The sequence below is a fragment of the Paenibacillus sp. FSL R5-0923 genome, from assembly GCF_038009145.1.
Classification (GTDB): domain Bacteria; phylum Bacillota; class Bacilli; order Paenibacillales; family Paenibacillaceae; genus Paenibacillus_AQ.
Genome location: NZ_JBBPAT010000001.1, coordinates 298,932 through 318,157, shown reverse-complemented (window position 1 = coordinate 318,157; position 19,226 = coordinate 298,932). Strand labels below are relative to the sequence as shown.

17 protein-coding genes are annotated in these 19,226 nt (G+C 41.8%); 9 read left to right on the top strand and 8 right to left on the bottom strand.

All coding sequences use genetic code 11. The features are described 5' to 3' along the window. Positions 1-220: 220 nt before the first annotated feature. Together MKX35_RS01425 and MKX35_RS01420 are read left to right on the top strand one after the other, a co-directional pair. On the top strand, positions 221-1,936 hold the full coding sequence (locus MKX35_RS01425; RefSeq protein ID WP_076300084.1) for an ABC transporter ATP-binding protein: 1,716 nt from the start codon (positions 221-223) through the stop codon (positions 1,934-1,936). A gap of 33 nt (positions 1,937-1,969) precedes the next feature. Beyond that, positions 1,970-2,452 (top strand): NUDIX hydrolase, encoded by a 483-nt coding sequence (locus tag MKX35_RS01420; protein WP_076300085.1) that lies wholly within the window; start codon positions 1,970-1,972, stop codon positions 2,450-2,452. Between the two features lie 82 nt (positions 2,453-2,534). Here the strand turns inward: MKX35_RS01420 and MKX35_RS01415 are convergent, their stop codons facing one another. Further along, positions 2,535-3,110 (bottom strand): TetR/AcrR family transcriptional regulator, encoded by a 576-nt coding sequence (locus MKX35_RS01415; protein ID WP_076300086.1) that lies wholly within the window; start codon positions 3,108-3,110, stop codon positions 2,535-2,537. Positions 3,111-3,353: 243 nt separating this feature from the next. On the opposite strand from MKX35_RS01415, the gene MKX35_RS01410 reads away from it, so the two are divergent. Beyond that, positions 3,354-4,538: an MFS transporter gene (locus MKX35_RS01410; protein WP_076300174.1), complete on the top strand. Its 1,185-nt coding sequence runs from the start codon at positions 3,354-3,356 to the stop codon at positions 4,536-4,538. Between the two features lie 86 nt (positions 4,539-4,624). Here MKX35_RS01410 and MKX35_RS01405 read toward each other — a convergent pair whose 3' ends face one another. Further along, positions 4,625-5,521 carry a LysR family transcriptional regulator gene (locus MKX35_RS01405; RefSeq protein ID WP_076285157.1) on the bottom strand — a complete coding sequence of 299 codons (897 nt, stop codon included), beginning with the start codon at positions 5,519-5,521 and terminating at the stop codon, positions 4,625-4,627. 377 nt (positions 5,522-5,898) lie between these two features. Here MKX35_RS01405 and MKX35_RS01400 point away from each other — a divergent pair, with 377 nt between their 5' ends. Both MKX35_RS01400 and MKX35_RS01395 read left to right on the top strand, forming a co-directional pair. Then, entirely contained in the window at positions 5,899-6,570 is a 672-nt protein-coding gene (locus MKX35_RS01400; protein ID WP_076300087.1) for an O-methyltransferase, read from the top strand. Positions 6,571-6,639: 69 nt separating this feature from the next. After that, positions 6,640-7,185, top strand: coding sequence for a GNAT family N-acetyltransferase (locus MKX35_RS01395; RefSeq protein ID WP_076300088.1), 546 nt, complete (start codon positions 6,640-6,642; stop codon positions 7,183-7,185). A gap of 58 nt (positions 7,186-7,243) precedes the next feature. On the opposite strand, the gene MKX35_RS01390 is transcribed toward MKX35_RS01395, so the two are convergent. The 5 genes from MKX35_RS01390 to MKX35_RS01370 form a co-directional block, all read right to left on the bottom strand. After that, complete coding sequence (locus MKX35_RS01390) at positions 7,244-9,190, bottom strand: FtsX-like permease family protein (protein ID WP_076300089.1); 1,947 nt, start codon at positions 9,188-9,190, stop codon at positions 7,244-7,246. Continuing rightward, complete coding sequence (locus MKX35_RS01385; RefSeq protein ID WP_076285161.1) at positions 9,180-9,941, bottom strand: ABC transporter ATP-binding protein; 762 nt, start codon at positions 9,939-9,941, stop codon at positions 9,180-9,182. Before MKX35_RS01385 ends, MKX35_RS01390 begins: the two co-directional genes overlap by 11 nt. Before the next feature lie 114 nt (positions 9,942-10,055). Further along, positions 10,056-11,060: a sensor histidine kinase gene (locus MKX35_RS01380; protein WP_076285162.1), complete on the bottom strand. Its 1,005-nt coding sequence runs from the start codon at positions 11,058-11,060 to the stop codon at positions 10,056-10,058. Continuing rightward, positions 11,057-11,746, bottom strand: coding sequence for a response regulator transcription factor (locus MKX35_RS01375; RefSeq protein ID WP_076300175.1), 690 nt, complete (start codon positions 11,744-11,746; stop codon positions 11,057-11,059). The genes MKX35_RS01380 and MKX35_RS01375 overlap by 4 nt, the downstream gene beginning before the upstream one ends. A gap of 26 nt (positions 11,747-11,772) precedes the next feature. Next, on the bottom strand, positions 11,773-12,663 hold the full coding sequence (locus tag MKX35_RS01370) for a TetR/AcrR family transcriptional regulator (RefSeq protein ID WP_256716355.1): 891 nt from the start codon (positions 12,661-12,663) through the stop codon (positions 11,773-11,775). 192 nt (positions 12,664-12,855) lie between these two features. Between MKX35_RS01370 and MKX35_RS01365 the strand changes: the two genes are divergently transcribed. Then, on the top strand, positions 12,856-14,379 hold the full coding sequence (locus tag MKX35_RS01365) for a DHA2 family efflux MFS transporter permease subunit (protein ID WP_076285163.1): 1,524 nt from the start codon (positions 12,856-12,858) through the stop codon (positions 14,377-14,379). 52 nt (positions 14,380-14,431) lie between these two features. Here MKX35_RS01365 and MKX35_RS01360 read toward each other — a convergent pair whose 3' ends face one another. Continuing rightward, a complete protein-coding gene (locus MKX35_RS01360; protein WP_076300090.1) occupies positions 14,432-15,463 on the bottom strand; it encodes a YncE family protein in 1,032 nt (343 codons plus the stop codon). 183 nt (positions 15,464-15,646) lie between these two features. Between MKX35_RS01360 and MKX35_RS01355 the strand changes: the two genes are divergently transcribed. The 3 genes from MKX35_RS01355 (at position 15,647) to MKX35_RS01345 (ending at position 19,113) form a co-directional block, all read left to right on the top strand. Further along, positions 15,647-16,531: a nucleotidyltransferase domain-containing protein gene (locus tag MKX35_RS01355; protein WP_076300091.1), complete on the top strand. Its 885-nt coding sequence runs from the start codon at positions 15,647-15,649 to the stop codon at positions 16,529-16,531. Positions 16,532-16,609: 78 nt separating this feature from the next. Then, complete coding sequence (locus MKX35_RS01350) at positions 16,610-17,359, top strand: WecB/TagA/CpsF family glycosyltransferase (RefSeq protein WP_076285166.1); 750 nt, start codon at positions 16,610-16,612, stop codon at positions 17,357-17,359. 203 nt (positions 17,360-17,562) lie between these two features. Continuing rightward, positions 17,563-19,113, top strand: coding sequence for a flavocytochrome c (locus tag MKX35_RS01345; RefSeq protein WP_076285167.1), 1,551 nt, complete (start codon positions 17,563-17,565; stop codon positions 19,111-19,113). The last annotated feature ends 113 nt before the right edge of the window (positions 19,114-19,226 follow it).

Sequence of the window (19,226 nt, the reverse complement as noted above, 5' to 3'; positions counted from 1 at the left end):
CGGGCTGGGTCAAACGCGTACCAGCTATCAAGGGGGGAGTCTACCTTTTGATTACATTAACTAGAACATTGAACGGTGCCATAGGCAGCTTTTTGTATAGAGCCAGGCACTTAACCTATTTAACTTTGAGAACCGTTTATTTGTGGATGGTTTTTAATAGTTGGATGGTGGGGGTTGCCTGGCTTTTTTGCATTCAATTAAAAGATAGGGGATTAACGATATGTTGAAAAAGAGTCTAGCTCACCTGAAATGGTGGATATGCGGTTATATTTTATTGGGTTTTACTATTCAACTGCTGAGTAGTTTAGGCATTGTAGTGTTTCAAAAAATATTAGACAAGGTCACGGTGATCAACAGCTTTGGTGAGATATTTAATTTAATCTTGGTGTACGGCCTTTTGCTGGCAGGGGTGGTGATCCTAAATTATGTGGATGAATACCCTAGTGTGTATTTATCGAACAGTATAACGGAGCGGTTAAAGATACTTGCACTATCTAAAATATCCAAAATCGACTATCAAGCCTATCAGGATATGGGCACAGGTCAGATGATTAAAGTGATCGAGAATGGAGCAGCAGCTGGAAACAGCATGATTTTCTCCTTTTTCCTCAAAACATTACATGAGTTATTGCCCACTCTTCTGTTCAGTCTTATCTTTATCAGCTTCTATGATTTAAGGATCATGGTAGTGATTGCTGCAGGCTACGTGGTCGTCTTTTTGATAACGAATTTGCTGTTGAAATTTCTGTATGCGATGAAGGCGGCCATTCTACAGGAACAAGAAAAGATGTCCAGATTCTCTATCCGTGGATTTATGGAATTAGTCGTCTTCCGAACGAACAAAAGATATGAGAAAGAGATCGATAAATTAAGCCAGACTGCACGCACTATCATTCAAAAAAATGCTCAGTTACAAATGATCCATGAAGCTTTTTTCGCGATATTCGAGTTGTTTGTCTCGATTATTAAAGTCGTTGTCTTGATTTACGGTGTGAAAAGCATTGTCGCAGGTGAGACGTCACTTGGTGTTGTGGTCGCTTTGTTTATGTTTATTGATAAGATTTATTCGCCGATTGCTATCTTCAATGTCCTCTTTGTAGATTACAGACTGAATAGAGTGACCTACAAGAGATTTGAAGAGTTTATTCATGCCCCAGAAGATAAGAATCTAGAACGAGGAGAAGTTATCACTGAGATCCACGGTAATATTGAATTTAGGGATGTATCTTTTGATTATGGGCAAGTGAAGATCTTGAATAATCTATCCTTTTCGATTGTACGAGGAACGTCGGTTGCTATTGTCGGATTAAGTGGGGGCGGGAAATCAACTCTGATTAAGTTAATCGTAGGCTTATTAAAAAAGGACAAAGGTGAACTCTTATTGGACGGTAAGGATATCGATGAGATCCATCTGGATAGCTACTATGATCATATCTCTTACTTATCACAAGACACGCCAATTTTTGACGCTACGATTAGGGACAATATTATATTTGATGAGCATTCCTTGTCCGATGAAGAGTTGTATGAGATTTTGGAAAAGGTTCATCTGCAGGAAAAGGTAAGCCAATTACCGGATCGTTTAGATACTTTGGTAGGTGAAAAAGGGGTTAAATTATCAGGCGGGGAGAGACAGCGATTAGCTTTTGCCAGAATCATTGCTCAGAAAAGAAACATTCTAATTCTAGATGAACCTGTTTCTGCACTTGATAATATTACGGAGCAAAGCCTTATGGAGACGATTTTGCAGGAATTTAAGGATAAAACCATCATTATTGTTGCCCACCGACTAAATTTTATAAAAGACGTTGATAAGATACTGGTAGTGGACCAAGGCTCGGTCGTGGGTGAAGGAAAGTTTGATGATTTAATAGAGCATTGCGAAGCTTTTAAAGCGTTATGGAATAGAAAAATATCGTTTACAAATGCTGATTAAATTGTTAACCTCTTCTAAAAAGAGGTGCATTCTATGGCTTGGCCAACACATATTGTAGCGGCAGGTGGATTCGCAGAAAATGAACAAGGAGATATCCTTTTAGTAAAGACTCATGATGGTGGATGGGTATTTCCTGGTGGACAAGTAGAGGTCGGAGAGAACCTGGTGGATGCATTAATTCGAGAGATTAAAGAGGAAAGTGGAATAGACGTCACGGTATCTCAATTGATTGGTGTGTATTCCAATACAGGCATTCATAAATGGTATGACGGTGTAACCGATGTTCCTACCAAGGTTATGTTTGATTTTATCTGCAAGCCTGTGGGTGGGGAATTATGTACCTCGGAGGAAACCTCTGAAGTGATGTGGATGGCAAAAGAGAAAGTACTTGATTGGATTACACAACCGGCTATTCGTACCCGCTATCAAGCTTATTTGGATTACGATGGGAATACGAGGTATATGGATTATGTAACTGGAGACACGTTTGAAGTTAACTTAGATCGAACGGTGTAAATATAAGTGATAGGCCATCCTGCAAAGGATGGCTTTTTAAAATATAAGAAAGTATAAGTTTCGCCAAAGGCGTTTATGCTCGTTATGCTTTGATACCCTCAAAGGCAGAGGTGATCAAATATTTCACAAAAGCTTCGTCTAGCTCATCCCCTGTGATCAGAAGCCGATAAAATATCGGTCCATACAGCAGATCAATCGTGATCCCAATATCCAGTTCCGCTTTTAATTGGCCCCGGGTCACCCCACGCTCCAACAACTGTCGTGCCTCTTGGCGACGGGGAGCGAAAAACCTCGCACGATAGGCCTCAGCAAGGCCGGCATCAAATTGACCTTCGCCGATCAACTCGGTAATGATCTTTCCTTCTCGGCTGCGAAGAAAATTAGCCAGGTTTGTGGCATGCATCATAATATCGTCCATGACCGAACCGGTGTCCGGCACTGGCAATCTTGCGGATGCTGCAGAGAGGTAGCCGTCCATGACCACAGCTGCTTTGTTAGGCCACCATTTATAAATGGTCGCTTTACTTACCTTGGCCCGTTCCGCGATTTTCTCTACGGTCACCGCACCAAATCCAGTCTCTAGTAGTAAATCATACGATGCTGCCAGAATAGAAGCCTCGGCTTCGCTATTGCGCGGCCGTCCTCTTTTTTTATCCATCAGAGATCCCTCCCGATTAATCTATCCTTTATTTAACTTGCGATCTAAAAAGAAACTATACGTTCATTATACAAAAGGTTATGTGAAGTAGCCAATCGCCTATTTACAAAACTGAACGTTCAGTATATATTTAAATTAATTAATGAACTGTACGTTCAGTATTTATAATCGAAGGGTGGAGATCTTATGAATCAAGGAAGACGAATGAATCCTGTAAGTTCAGGAAGTTCAGTGAATTCAGCGATGGAGCATGCGGAAGGAAAGACGATCCCTGGATGGATTACATTTCTATTAGCGGCCTCCTGCGGACTAATTGTGGCCAATCTGTATTACGCCCAAACCCTGATCGGACAGATCGCCCAAGCTACGCAGCTTTCTTCTGGGGCAGCGGGTCTGATTGTAACTTTGACCCAGGTAGGATACGTTCTTGGACTTTTGTTCGTAGTACCGCTTAGCGATATTATTGAGAATCGCCGCCTGACAGTGGTGTCGCTGGCTGTGGTGGTGGTATCACTGGTAGCAGCCACACTAGCTCCGAATGCAGCGATCTTTTTGGGAGCATCCCTGTTCATTGGTCTCGGTTCCGTAGCTGCCCAGATTCTTGTGCCGTATGCGTCTTTTCTGGCTGCTGAAGAGCAGCGCGGCCGGGTGGTCGGTAATGTAATGAGTGGGCTGCTGCTCGGTATTATGTTCGCCCGGCCACTGGCCAGCTTTGTCTCTGGATTGTGGGGTTGGCATGCGATTTATGCCATATCCGCCGTAGTGATTTCCTTATTAACACTTCTATTGTCCCGTGTGCTGCCGCAGCGTCAACCTGTGCCTACAATGAATTATGGCGGATTGATCCGTTCTCTAGGTACTTTACTGAAGAGTACGCCAGTGTTACGCCGCCGGGCGATTTATCAGGCTAGCCTGTTTGGAGCTTTCAGCCTGTTCTGGACGACGGTCTCTTTGCATCTGGCCGATACGTATCATTTAAGTCAGCAAGGCATTGCCTTGTTTGCGCTAGCCGGAGTGGCTGGGGCTATCGCTTCTCCCATCGCTGGGAGATTGGCTGACCGGGGCTGGACCCGCCCTTTGACCGGACTTGCGTTTGTGCTGGCAGCTGTGGCTTTTCTTCTTGCTTACTTGTTTCAGAATGATTCAAGAGTGACGCTCGGATTGCTGGTTGCAGCAGCTATTATGCTGGATATGGGGGTATCGGGTAATCTGGTGCTTGGACAAAGGGCAATTTATTCCCTTGGCAACGAGGCGAGAGGACGTTTAAACGGATTATTTATGGCGATATTTTTTGTAGGCGGAGCCGTTGGCTCTTCACTAGGCGGCTGGGCATATGCGTACGGGGGCTGGAGTCTGACCAGCTTGATCGGTCTGGCGCTGCCGATCTTGGCTTTTCTGTACTATTTAACGGAGAAGAAGCAAGCGTAAGGCGTTCCAATAAAGCCGGTACTTACAAGGACTGCTCTCCGGGCTGGATATAGTCAGCCTAGTAAGCAGTCTTTTTTTAAAAAATGCTACATCGTATAAGGATTTTGGCGAATCATTTGAATAAGGTTTGCCGCTGAGGCGGATAATGGTTCATTTTTTCGCGTACAGATCGCAATGCTGTTCTTCAGATGTATGCCTTCAACATAAACTCGGCATAACTCTCCACGTTCAACATATTCGCGAACAACGAGTGAAGAGACGAAGTTGGCGCCATACCCGGCGATAACGGCTTGAATCGCTTCATGAAGTCCGTTAAATTGCAAAGAGATCGTGGGAGCTGGCGTATTATATGTACGGCATAACGATAATAATCTCTCTCTCGTCGAACTCCCTTCCTCACGCATGACAAAGGGCTCCTTCATCATTTCGGATAAAGAAATTTGCAGATTCGCATAGGGGTGATGGGGTGCGACCACAAACCATAACTCATCCTGAAATAACTCTTCTGTCCGGATCGTATCTGGATAGGCTTCGGTAATCCCTCCGTAAATCGCCATATCCACGTCTACATTTAACAGCTGCTTCAGGGCATCGCTTGAATTGGTGGTAGTAATCACCATTTCCACTTGCTCATATTGTTGCTTGAACTTTGCGATCCAGGTAGGAATAAGGAAATGAGCAGGTAAATACGTCGCGGCTAGGCGGATACTTCCATTCGTGCCGTTAACATAATCCTGAGTGAATTGTTCGATCTGCTGTTCGACAGCGAACAGTCTTTTCGCGAGTAGGGCAAGCTCTTCACCCGCATCCGTTAAAGCAATTCCTCTACCTTGAGGCTTGAATAGGGCGAAGGATAGTTCCTTTTCGAATTTCTTGATCTGAGCCGTAATCGCAGGCTGACTGATATTTAAAGTTTCGGAGGCGCGTGTCACACTTCCTGTCGATGCGATTACATGGAATAAGCGCAAGGCGTGTAGATTCATGGTTAAGCTCCTATCTGCTATCGTTTAATTCATATATTTAATATATAGTTTAGTTTTAAAGATATATTATATTTATGATTATAACTGATTTACAATACAGGTATAAAGTTGAACTTGAAGTTGAATATGAACTTATATTTTGGACTTAAATCTTTAGTTAGGGAAAGGAGTAACGAAGAGGAGGTTTGGAACTGTAGGAGCGTTAGCGACCGCCTTTGTCTTTGGATTTCACCCACTATCAATTAGTAAATTAAAGAAATCTGAAGACAACAGCGGCCGGAAGTCCAAACACTCCTCGTAGGTACGAACGATCCCTAATTGTGGGTTGGAGTGTTCTTTTCAGTAAAGTAATTAAAACCAAAGGAGAAGTGATAAATATGAATCAAACGACTACATGGGATAAAGTCGATCAGTACATTACAGAGCGCTTAATTCCGCAGGACTCCGTGCTGGAGGAAGTGTTGTCCGCGAATCAACAGGCAGGGCTGCCGCCCTTTGATGTCTCACCTAGTCAGGGAAAATTCCTTAACCTATTGGTTCAAATGAAAGGTGCACGCCGGATTCTGGAGATTGGCACTTTGGGTGGGTACAGCACGATTTGGATGGCAAGAGCGCTTCCGTCTGATGGACAAATCGTTACCTTAGAGCTAGATCCATCTCATGCTCAGGTGGCTGGGGCCAATTTCGCGCTTGCTCAGGTAGATGATCTGATAGAACTTCGTATAGGCGATGCTTTGGGGCAATTGTCTCAGATGAAACAGGAGGGTGTGGAGCCCTTTGACTTTATATTCATTGATGCTGATAAACCTAACAACCCTAACTATTTACAGTGGGCGCTTCAATTTTCCCGGCCCGGTACGGTGATTATAGGCGATAATGTGATTCGTGAAGGCGAGATCATTAACAAGAATAGCAAAGATCCTCGTGTAGTAGGCGTACGGGAATTTTATGATCTGCTTGCAGAAGAGCCTAGAATTTCTGCTACTGCCATTCAGACAGTGGGAAGTAAAGGGTATGATGGTTTCGTATTGGGGATTGTGAATAGCTGATATATGTATTGCAATATCCAACAATTGTAATATAATCTATTGAAAATCCAATAGTGAGAGGTACTTTCTATGCAACCTACATTTGAAACACAAAGGTTAATACTAAGACCGTTTCAATCCACAGATTCAAGTAAAGTTCAAGAGCTTGCTGGGGATATAGAAGTAGCTAGAACAACGCTGTCTATTCCTCATCCATACCCTGATGGAGCGGCTGAATCTTGGATTGGTGCCTGTAGGAAAAGCGCAGACGAAGGGGAAGGATTTCCTTTTGCTTTAATTAGTAAAGAGAGTAATACCTTAATAGGCTGTATGAGTCTAAATATAGACAAATCGCATCAAAGAGGTGAGCTTGCTTATTGGGTAGGAAGATCTTTTTGGGGAGATGGCTATGCGACTGAAGCAGCTAAGCGATTAATTGATTTTGGATTTGAAGACCTCGCATTAAATAAAATATGGGCAGCGGCAATGACTAGAAATCCTGCCTCCTCTAACGTTATGAAAAAAGCTGGAATGAGATTTGAAGGGGAATTTAAACGGCATATTTTAAAATGGGATAAATTCGAGGATATAGTCTTCTACGGGTTAACTAGAATTGAATATGAAGATAGGAGATAGAGGTATGATAACAACAAGGGGTTCCTAAGCCATGCTGGCTTGTGGAACCCCTCTTTTTTTAAAGTGACTCTTTAATTACCTTTTTATAATAGAACACGGATAGCACTGCAAAAATCGAATACAAAGCGGTGTATAGCAGCATCACCAGAATCATCGGTGTCATGAGCTCTGTACCGAAGAAGAACCATCCTGATTTTACGGCGAAGTAACTGTGAAGCAATCCAATGACTAATGGAATCCCAAAATTAAATAATTGTTTCGCCTGAATCCCTCTAAGCAGATCCCCTTGCGTGAAACCAAGCTTTCTGAGGATCGTGTAGTTGGGCTTTTCATTCTCACTTTCATCCATTTGTTTAAAGTAAAGAATGCATCCAGAGGTAATCAGGAAGGTTAGCCCCAGAAAGGCCACGATAAACATGATAAGTCCCATAGTTTGCTTTTGATTGTTCTTCGTCTCCAGTTGAGAGTCGGTTATGTGGCCTTTTGCAAATTTCATGTTCTGAAAAAGCTCATTAGCCTGCTCAACGCTTGCCCGTTCTTTCATATCGATGCCGATATTAAGAGAGGACTTTCTTTGAAGGGCTGGATCTAGATCCTTCTTTAAGCGTTCAAAGGTCGTGTCGTCTACAATAGCAAGGGGTAAGCCACCACCTGTGAAATTGTATAAAACGGGGGCTTCCATATCAATTCTTTTATAAAACTGCGGAATGACTTCATGTTGTCCCTTGAATTCAATGCCACCCTGGTCCTTCATAGAAATCAGATTCTCCATTGCACTACTTGTCTTCGTAAAATAGGCCTCATCAGGGGATAGATCAATGCCCTCCAGCGAATTTTCACTGATGACGGGAAGAGTCATATTATTCGACATCATACCGAGCGCCTTGGAATTTTCTGCCAGAAGCTTCTCTATATTTACATCCACTTGAATGACTTCGGTTATTTTTTCCGTAAACAGCAAATTTTCAGTCGTTAATGCCTCTTTAAATTGTTTAGCATCCTGGATATCCGTAAGAATAAAATCTGACGGAACATAGAGCTTCGCACTTTTCTCAGCAGAGTAGAAAGAAATATAACTCAAGGATAATAAACCCAGCGCCAGAGCTGATACCGTTGTAATGATGGTTAACAGTACGGCATTTGATTTCATTCGGAACATAATGGAGGAGAGAGACAACACCTCTTTAATATTCAGATACCCGTTTTTCTTTTTACGAATGAGATGAAAGATAAAGCTTACCGAGCCTTTATAAAAAAGATAAGTCCCGATGATAACTGAAGCCAGAATAGTGATCATGGATATAGATAGCTCAGTCATTGATGTTAAGTCTCCACTAAATAATCGAGATGAAATCGAATAGCCAAGCAGAATCAATCCAATCCCAACGATCCCAATAATCATTTCAAAGACGGACAGCTTTTTCACGTTGCCTTCTGTGGTTGAGGTCACCCGGAAAAGGGATAGAATGCTTTGTCTTTTAATAAATCCATAATTCATCAGCATGATCAAAAGATAGATTACAAAGAATACGATCAGCGTTTGAACCAGGGCTGGGGTAGAAAAACGAAGGGATGCTATCGCATCGATCCCCATTATTTTAAAAAGAATCATAAGAATTAATTTGGAAATAGAAAAGCCCACGGCTATTCCTAGAATTAAAGAACCAAAATATAGGATGAAATTCTCTGCCGAAAGGATTCGGAATATTTTACTTTTGGTCATCCCTATTAACTGGAACAGACCAATTTCTTTTCCCCGGCGTTTGATGAAGATAGTGTTTGCATATAACAGGAAAATGGATACAATCGCGACCAGTAAGACCGAGGCAGCCTTGATTGCTGCGCCACCTTTGATCGAGCCTTCTACTGCATCCATCGAGGGATCGTATTGCAACGTAACAAAGGCGAAATATAAGGCCACGCTAAAAACGAGAGCAAATACATACAGATAGTAATTTCTGATGTTTTTTCGCAGATTTCGAAGCATCAGTACATTAATGCTCATTCTGCACACCACCCAGTACACCTTGTGTTTTTATGATGTCATTAAAGAAGACTTGTCTTGATTGTTCTCCTTTATTTAATTGCGTATAGATCGTACCATCCTTTATAAAAATAACTCTACTGCAATAGCTAGCTGCCACTGGATCATGTGTAACCATAACGATCGTTGCTTTTCGTCTTTGATTTAGTTCACTCAGCTTGTTTAACAAATCAGAAGCAGATTTAGAATCCAAGGCACCAGTAGGCTCATCAGCAAAAATAATGCTTGGATCATGAATGAAGGCTCTAGCTGCAGAGGTGCGTTGTTTTTGACCCCCAGAGATTTCATTCGGGTACTTATTTTTCAACTCTAAAATCCCCAGCTCCCTCGCGACGTTTTCGAATTTCTCATTGGCAATTTTCTTAGGGGTGTTGGTAATGGATAGAGGTAACAGGATGTTTTCCTTCACCGTCAGCGTATCTAAGAGATTGTATTCTTGAAAAATAAATCCTAAATGATTTTTCCGAAATTCAGCTAATTGCTTTTCTTTCATATTAGAAATTTCAGTACCCTCAATGGTAATCGATCCGTTGCTAATCTGATCAATTGACGAGAGAACGTTAAGCAGGGTGGTCTTTCCTGAACCGGAAGAGCCCATGATCCCAACAAATTCGCCTTCTTCTATAGAAATATCCAGTCCGCTCAACACGGATTGTTTGTTTAATTTATTTCCGTAGCTTTTATGAATTTTAGTGGCTTCAAGAATTGCCATAATGATTCACTCCCTTTTTATACTCGTTCTTTTTGTATAGCTTTATTATAAAAGGCTTTGCCGTTCTTATCCTTCGATTGCCCGAACAAAATAAAAAAGCATGTGACATTGTTGTCACACGCTTGAGAGCTTCACGAATTCATTTTTAAGCGGAAAGGTTAAAGTGAACGTCGTCCCTGATCCGGGCCTCGATTCAACTCCGATGACGATCAACAAGGATTGCGCCGCTTTTTTGGCTAAATATAATCCCATACCTGTGGCGGCATTGTCGCGATGCACGGTGGTGGAAGTAAATCCTCTATCAAATATCCGAGGCAGATCCTTTGGATCTATCCCGCGCCCACCATCCTTCACCTCAAGAACGATATGCTCAGCTTGCTGATAGCTACTCACTGTAATATCTGAAGCCTCACTATATTTTACGGCGTTGGTTAGTAGTTGTCGGATAATAAAAGCCAGCCATTTGGCATCACTAAGCACTTCTGCTACTTCCAAGTTCAGCTCAAAGCCGATTCCCTTCTGAATACACCAGGATTGCAACGTCTTAATCTCCCCGAAAATAAGCGTTTCTAAATCGATATGTTCTATATACAGATCATTTTCGATAAAGGGAATTCGCCTTTGATGTAGCTGTTGATCCAGCAGAAGATGTATACGCAGCCATTCATAGGTCAGATGTTTCCTCATTACATCATCTTCGATTCGCTCCATCATTAGATGCATCGCTGTCAGAGGGGTCTTCACTTCATGAATCCACGATAATAGTTCATCTTTTTCCTGTTCTAACGTCATTTGATTGTTCGAGGCAGCCTGTTTTAACCATTTAGCTTGATTGATAATACTCTCTTCAATAATATGCTCAAACGGGCTTTCGGGGGTGGCGATACTCGTAACATCCAGATCATCATCTCGCTCAACCAAGCTTTTATAGAACCTGGTTTCTCTGGGATAGCGAAGGATTAAGAACATCACAAAAAAAAGCATCGACAAGGAGACCAGATAGAGAACTGAAGAGAATGGGATTGATGAATCCATATAGGTGACAAAAAGTATAAAAAGATTGGTAAAGAGGACTAGTAGGATCCAGCTACTTCTTTCCAAGAGATACTTTTTAATCATAGTGCTTCCTCTTCGATGGCCATATACCCTTGTCCTACTTTCGTTTCAATGAAACTACCCAAGCCTATCTCATCCAGCTTTTTTCGCAGCCGGTTTACGTTGACGGTAAGGGTGTTGTCACTTATAAAACGTTTATCATCCCACAAGCTATTGATTAATTCCTCGCGGGTGACGATTTTATTTTTTTTCTCAATAAGCAATTTCAATATAAAGATCTCGTTTTTCGTAAGCTCAATCGATCCCATATCATGCGTCAATACATTTCTCTCATAATCCACGGCTGCTCCACACCATGTCTTGAGCTCAAGGTTATCCGTGTTGTAATTGTAGACGCGCCGAAGAATCGCTTGTACTTTGGCAATGAGCACATCGAAATGGAAGGGCTTTTGAATATAGTCATCGGCTCCAAGCTGCATCGACATTACCATATCCGTAGGATGATCCCGGGATGATAAGAAGATAATCGGAAGGTTAGAGTGGGAACGAATCATTCGGCACCAATGAAACCCATCAAATTTAGGTAATTGGATGTCGATGATGACTAAATCAGGTTTGATCTCTATAAATTCCTGCGTGACATTGCTGAAATCTTGAATGCCATACACATCATAAGACCACTGGGTAAGTCGCTCCTTGATCTCATTAAACAGCGTTGAATCGTCTTCGATTAATAATAGCTTGAACAAATGCTTCACCACACTTTTAGTTAGCTTTACAGCATTTTAGATAATACATCCTGATAATGCTTAAACTCTTTGGCTTCATTTAGATTAGGACATGTTCTTAAGGATAGCAGAGCACTTTCGATTAAGAACTGTCTCGGTTCCTTGTTGTTCATGATTTCTTCCTGGATAAAGTATAACAGCTTTAGATAATTAGTGAGGTTCGCATCACCAGTTGTAAATGATCTCTCTATTACTTTTTTTAAGCTGATGGTCGCAAAGGATAAATCATTATTGAAAAAATCACTGTATTCCGCTGCGGGTAATAATTTGCCCACATGCTCTGGTGAGATGAGTTGAATGCCCATTTGACTTACTTCTTCAACAATGGTTTGGATAAGCGTAGTGCAATAATCAATGATCTGCTTAGAGGTGATGACTTCATTCATAGCACTGTTGATTTGTAGCATATTTTGTAGAATTCCTGTAAAAATGATGGCTCCGTCCAGTAAATAGGGTTTCTTATCCTCAGGGAAAATATGAAGGAAACGTTCATGTACCCAGGTAAGGAGGTTGAACTTTGTTTTTTTGATAAACGTTATTAAGTCTGGGTCATTGGAGACCAAAGCATCTTCTACGAGCTGTAACAATTTATTTTTCTTATTGATTTTCATGACCAGCTGAATCTGCTCGGCAAATATCTTAATGTCAGAAGGATCTTGACCTATGAGCAGGGAATTTCGCCCTTCTTCAAGTCGATCGTGAATGGACGTAAATACAGCCTTAAAGAGATCCCCTTTTGAAGGGAAATAGTTATAAAAAGATCCTTTGGAGATCCGGCTATGATTCAAAATATCCTGAATGGATGTGGCGTGGTAGCCTTTTTCAATAAATAATTCATGCGCTTTATGAACCACTTGCTCTTTTCGTTTATTTATCATCTGAGGTGCCCCTTTAAGCTGAACTCTTTGTTCCAATATAGACTAGCGTATATTTCCACTTAATACAATTTCAATTTTAAGTGATTTTTGTCTTGCCAAGCGAGAAATAAGGGAGTAATATATTCTACACCGGATTATAACACGAGTTCAATTTTGAACCGTTAGTATGATTATAGAATGGAGGATTCCAAAATGAAAGCAAAAGAAAGTAAAGCATCTTACGGGATATTGGCAATCCTCATGATTGGTGCATTTGTTGCTTTACTGAGTAATACCCTACTCAATATAGCTTTACCATCGATTATGAAGGATTTTAATGTCAGTGCCTCAACGGTACAGTGGCTATCAACGGGCTATATGCTGGTGAACGGGATCATGATTCCTTCAACAGCTTTTTTGATTCAAAAGTATACCGCGAGACGGTTGTTCTTAATCGCGATTGGATTATTTGCGATAGGAACCTTTATCGGCGGATTAGCACCAAGCTTCCCTGTGTTGCTGATCGCCAGAATGGTTCAGGCTTCAGGGGCTGCGATCATGATGCCATTATTAATGAATGTATTGTTCACTACCTTTCCACCTGAGAAACGTGGTTCAGCTATGGGGATGTTCGGGCTGGTTATGATTTTTGCACCAGCTATCGGACCTACATTATCTGGATGGATTATTCAGCACTATGAATGGCCTGTACTATTCTTTATGATTGCCCCAATCGCTGTATTGGTGTTCATTCTGGCCTTCTTCAAATTGCATGATCCTAAAAAAGATGTGGCTATTAAGATTGATTTCTTATCTGTAGTTCTATCAGCGATTGGTTTCGGGGGTCTCCTATATGGCTTCAGTTCTGCTGGGAATAAAGGATGGGATGATCCAATGGTCTACTCCGCGCTTATTATCGGAGCGATTGGATTAGTGATCTTCATTATGCGCCAAATGAAGATGAAGGAGCCTATGCTTAACTTCAGAGTGTACAAATATCCGATGTTCGCTTTATCTTCAGCGATTTCGATTACACTGAATATGGCAATGTTCTCAGCGATGATGCTAATGCCGATTTACCTGCAAAATATTAGAGGGATTTCACCACTGGATTCGGGACTTCTAATGTTGCCTGGTGCGTTAATTATGGGTGTTATGTCTCCAATCACAGGTAAATTGTTCGATAAATTCGGCGGTAAGGTATTAGCGCTAATTGGTCTAGCGATTGTAGTGATTAGTACGTATTTCTTTAGTGATCTGACTGAAACGACTAAATATTCGACACTCATGATTCTATATTCGGTGAGAATGTTCGGGATCTCTATGGTGATGATGCCAGTTATGACCAATGGTTTGAATTCTATCCCAGCCAAATATACGCCGCATGGTACAGCTATGAACAGTACGATTCAGCAAGTATCAGGGGCGATAGGTGGGGCACTGCTCGTAACCATTATGTCTAACAGTACCACTTCACATGTGAAAGATATGGTCGCTGATGCTGTAAGTAAATTAACGGCTAAACCTTCGGCAGACCAATTGCTTGGTATACAAAATCAAGTCATTGCGAAAGCTACTATTGAAGGAATTAACGATGCATTCTTGGTATCTGTAGGCGTAGCGATTATTGCATTTATTCTAGCCTTCTTTATTAAAAGAGGTGTACAGCCTAAGGAAACGGCAGAAGAGAAAGTGACTGCAAAGAAAGTAGCTGCTAAGCAAGTTACAACGCATTAGTTCTACGAGATTTGTTATATAGAAAGGCGCCCACCTAATGGTGGGCGCCTTTTTAAAATATAAGTTCTGATACATCCTGAATGACTGTGATGGAATCATTTCCTCCAACATAAACTCTATTGGTGACTGGGTTTAGCACAGTACTGCCTGACACTAAAGGGAATCTTACGAGCCTTTTAAACGTGGTGGCGTTATAAACGGACATGTGGTTCTTATCGAAATTACCAACAAACAAATGATTTGTATTCGGATTAATGGTTATGTTGGAGGAGGTAGGCAGAACCTTTGTAGTGATGATTTTGTTGTTACTTCCATTGATGACGAATAGCTTTCCTTTACCTTCAACTTGTGCACTTGAGACATAGATACGGTTTGTCAGCGGATTGATAACGACCTCACTTTGCAGACGCCCCAGCTGTACATTTTGCAGCAATTTATTGTTGCGGCCGTTGATTACCGAGAGAAACCGACTTAAGTTATTAGCGACATAAATGCGGCCTGTGATTACATTAAGTGCGGGTGGTATCACAGGGTTATTACCGACTTTTATGGTGGCAATGATAGCCTGTGTATTTCCATTAATGACGGAGACGGAATTTTTTATTGTATTGGTCACATATATACGATTTGTAAGCTCATTAATAACGATTCTGGAAGGGCGACCGCCGACTTCAATCTTCGTTTTGATCTGGTTTGTTTTCCCATCGATGACGAATATAATTCCTGCTATGCTAGTTACATAAATCAAATTTTTTCGAACATTTACTCCGATATTATCAGGCATGCGGCCCACTTTCACAGTCTTTATCGCCTGGTTTGTCCGCCCGTTAATAACAGAAACCGTATCGTCACGAAAATTTGTTACATAGATTCGGTTAGTTTGGGGGTTAATCCCAAGCTGTGTTGGCAGTCTTCCAACATTGATGCGTGCGATAATTCGATTCGTTATGCCATCGAGTACCCCGATAGTTCCAGCCTCAGTGTCTGGGTTAACAAAGTATACCCTATTTGTGCTGACATTTACTTCGATATCTCCGATCGGTCCGGCAGAGCGGACTGTAGCAATCACTTTTGGCTGCGCCATGCTTATACCCCTTTTCAAGTAAATAGATACTTCATTATATTTAGGCTTAGGCAAAAGGGTACTACATATATCGTTGCAAGATGTATCTTCGGAGTGTAGAATAATATTCCCGAATCTACATTTGAGATTAAATGTAAGCGCTATATTAATAGTGGGGTTGAGATCGATTGGAGGCTAATGGATATGATGATGAAATCAGTATTGTCGGATATTTTACTAACACCTGATAAGTTGCTACTTCATCGCGAATTACTAGAGGAGATTGGAAAGTTCATTACGCAAGAGATCCTGAATCATCCGTTATTGCAAGAAGATCGTCAGAGGGTAAGCATTATCCTAGATGGATCGACCGCACTCGGGGTGGTAGATGGGCAGTCGGATGTAGATATAATCATTATTTGTGAGGATGAGTCTTATAACAGTATTAATCATCGGTTCGAGGAAAAAGGGCTGATTCCGGAGCACAGTAGTTTTTTTATGGATTTAAGGCTTCCGAGTGGGAAGACAGGGCATTATACACTCCATAAAATATCTGATATCAAAGAAGCTTTAATGAGCGGGGATATGGAATGGCTGTGGAATGCATCAGTGTCCTATATTTACTACGATCTGCTGGATCTGAAGTCACTTTTCCATTCCTATGTTCCACTCCAACCTGAAGTACTAATGAAAATTCGTAAGAATTCATACATACAGCTAAGAAGCTATGCCAGAAGTCTAGATAATCCTGTAGTTCGTGGCGACGCCTTTCCAATCTTGTTCTTAGCGGTTTCCCTTTATAAAGAGGCTTTACGCTGTGCAATCACTATTGAAGGTTATCCGTATCCCTATGACAAATGGCTTGTTCCCGTAGCGCAGCAAACGGTCGCAGGTCGAAAGATTTTGGAGTGTGCAGGCGATTTTTGGAGTTATCTTAGAGAGGATGAATCCTTTGCTCCCATGTACCAGGAGGACAATAATTTTGTCAAAATGGAAAAACAATTTCGAAAGATACTTTTGGAGGAATTCCGCCTGCGGGGGATCGATGAACCTTGGTTAATAGAGTGGTGGAAGTTTTTGGATGAATAAACGGAGTAATGACGCTGACTATCCTTCTTGATTACGGTAAGGTATACTGGAATGAACTTTTCAGTAAGAGGTGATTAAATGGCTGGGACAGTCTCTATATTAGGCGTTCCTTTTTCAAAACTAACACTAAACGAGACAACACTTCATCTAACAAAACATATTCAATCCGGAGAACCGAAGCTATTTCATTTGATTACGGCGAACCCGGAAATTACGATAACAAGCCAATCGGATGAGCTGCTTCGAACCATACTCCATGAGGCAGATTTGATTACTCCTGATGGGATTGGCATTGTGCTGGCATCGAGAAGAAAAGGTGACCCTATAGCTGAACGAGTTACGGGGTATGAACTACTTCTTGAGCTGCTCGCACAAGGGAATAAGCTGGGCTGGAGCTTTTATTTCTTAGGCACGGATGAGCATACCAGCTGTAAAGCGGTCGAAAAGATTACAGAGCTATATCCGAATGTGAAAATTGCCGGAAGACATAATGGTTTTCTTGCTAAAGAAGAGGAACCGGCCATTGTGGCAGAGATTCAGCACGCACAGCCAGATTTCCTGATTGTCGCGATGGGGGCTCCATACTCTGACAAGTGGGTTTATAAGCATAAACAGGCGCTTTCTCAGGTTAAGGTTGTGTTTGGCGTGGGGGGAAGCTTGGATGTTATAGCGGGAAAAGTGACTCCAGCCCCTGCGATATGGAAGAAGCTCAATTTGGAGTGGCTGCATCGACTCTTATTCGCACCTGTGGCCAAAGGACAAAAGTCGCGCTGGCGCAGGCAAGCAGTTCTTCCTAAATTCGTGTATCGAGCTATGATTAGGAAATAAGGCAGATGGCCGCCCTGGAAAGGGTGGCTTTTTTTGAGTAGTAAGCTGAGGAAATATTGAAATTAAGAATTTTTATGAAAATTTAAATGAAAATATTCATGGAAATGTAACAGTAACCATAACTAATTACATAAAAAACTTCCCAAAACAGCATCTTTGCGTTATCATTAATGTGAAAACATTCACAAAGGGGCGTTATAAAGATGAAGAAGACAACAAGTACTGCTCTCATTCTCATTCTCTCTGTCATGCTCGTAATCGCAGGCTGCGGTAACAGTAATAGCAACAGCGCAGGTAATAGTAATGGCAACGAGAACAAAAGTAAGGTAAATGAGACGGCCAAAAATGATAAAGCTGAAGCCGTATCAGGTGCATCAGAAGCTAGTTACACACCACTGGATCAATTAAAAGATAATTATGATATCGTTATTGTTGGTGCTGGTGGTGCAGGAATGTCTGCTGCACTGGAAGCTAAGGCCAAAGGCTTGAACCCTGTTATTTTAGAAAAAATGCCGGTTGCAGGTGGGAATACAAGTAAATCCTCCTCAGGAATGAACGCTTCCCAAACGAAATTTCAAAAAGAGCAAAGCATTGAAGATAGCAATGATAAGTTTTATGAAGAGACACTAAAGGGCGGCCATGACACGAACGATAAAGAGATGCTTCGTTTCTTCGTTGACAATTCCGCAAGTGCAATCGATTGGTTGGATTCGATCGGAATCAAGCTGAACAATATTACGATCACAGGCGGCATGAGCGAAAAACGCACCCACCGTCCAGAAGACGGCTCTGCGGTAGGCCAATACCTTGTCAAAGGATTGGTTAGAAACGTACAAGAAAAAGAAATTCCACTGTTTGTGAACGCGGATGTTAAAGAAATTACTCAAAAAGACGGTAAGGCTAACGGCGTCAAAGTACTCTTTAACCAAGCTGATGAAAAAACCATTACAGCGAAGGCAGTTGTTGTAACAACAGGTGGTTTTGGATCCAACATGGATATGATATCAAAAGTTAGACCTGATCTGGAAGGATACGTAACGACTAACCAAATCGGCAGTACCGGCGACGGCATCAAGATGATTGAGGCACTTGGCGGAACCACCGTTGATATGGATCAAATCCAGGTTCACCCAACAGTTCAACAAGAAAAATCTTATCTGATCGGGGAAGCTGTACGCGGCGAAGGTTCTATCCTCGTGAATAGCGAAGGCACACGGTTCGTAAACGAATTGACTACACGTGATAAAGTTACCGAAGCGATCAATGCACTTCCTGAAAAAGCGGCAACGCTTGTCTTTGATTCCGGCGTCAAATCACGCGTGAAAGCAATTGAACAATATGACAAAATGGGCTTCGTGATCCAAGCGGATACCATCGAAGCATTGGCGAAAGAAATCGGTGTTCCAGCCGATAAGCTAAAAGCGACACTTGATACTTGGAACAGCGCGGTAAAGAACAAGAACGATGCTGAATTCGGCAGAACAACAGGGATGGACAACGATTTATCCGCGGGTCCTTACTACGCTATTAAGATCGCCCCAGGGATTCATTACACCATGGGCGGTGTGAAGATCAATACGAACACAGAAGTATTAAATAAAGACGGCGCTGCTATTCCTGGCCTGTATGCGGCTGGTGAAGTTACAGGTGGATTGCACGGTCAAAACCGGATCGGTGGTAACTCTGTAGCTGAAATCATTATTTTCGGCCGTCAAGCAGGGATTAAATCTGCTGAGTTTGTACAAGCACAATAAGATTTAACTGCTATTCTGGTTAAAACAAAAGAACCGCTTGGGCTAATTGAAGCCCGGGCGGTTCTTTGTTTAATCTCTCGTTTAAAGTGAGTGGAGTGACCTCTATTCAAAAA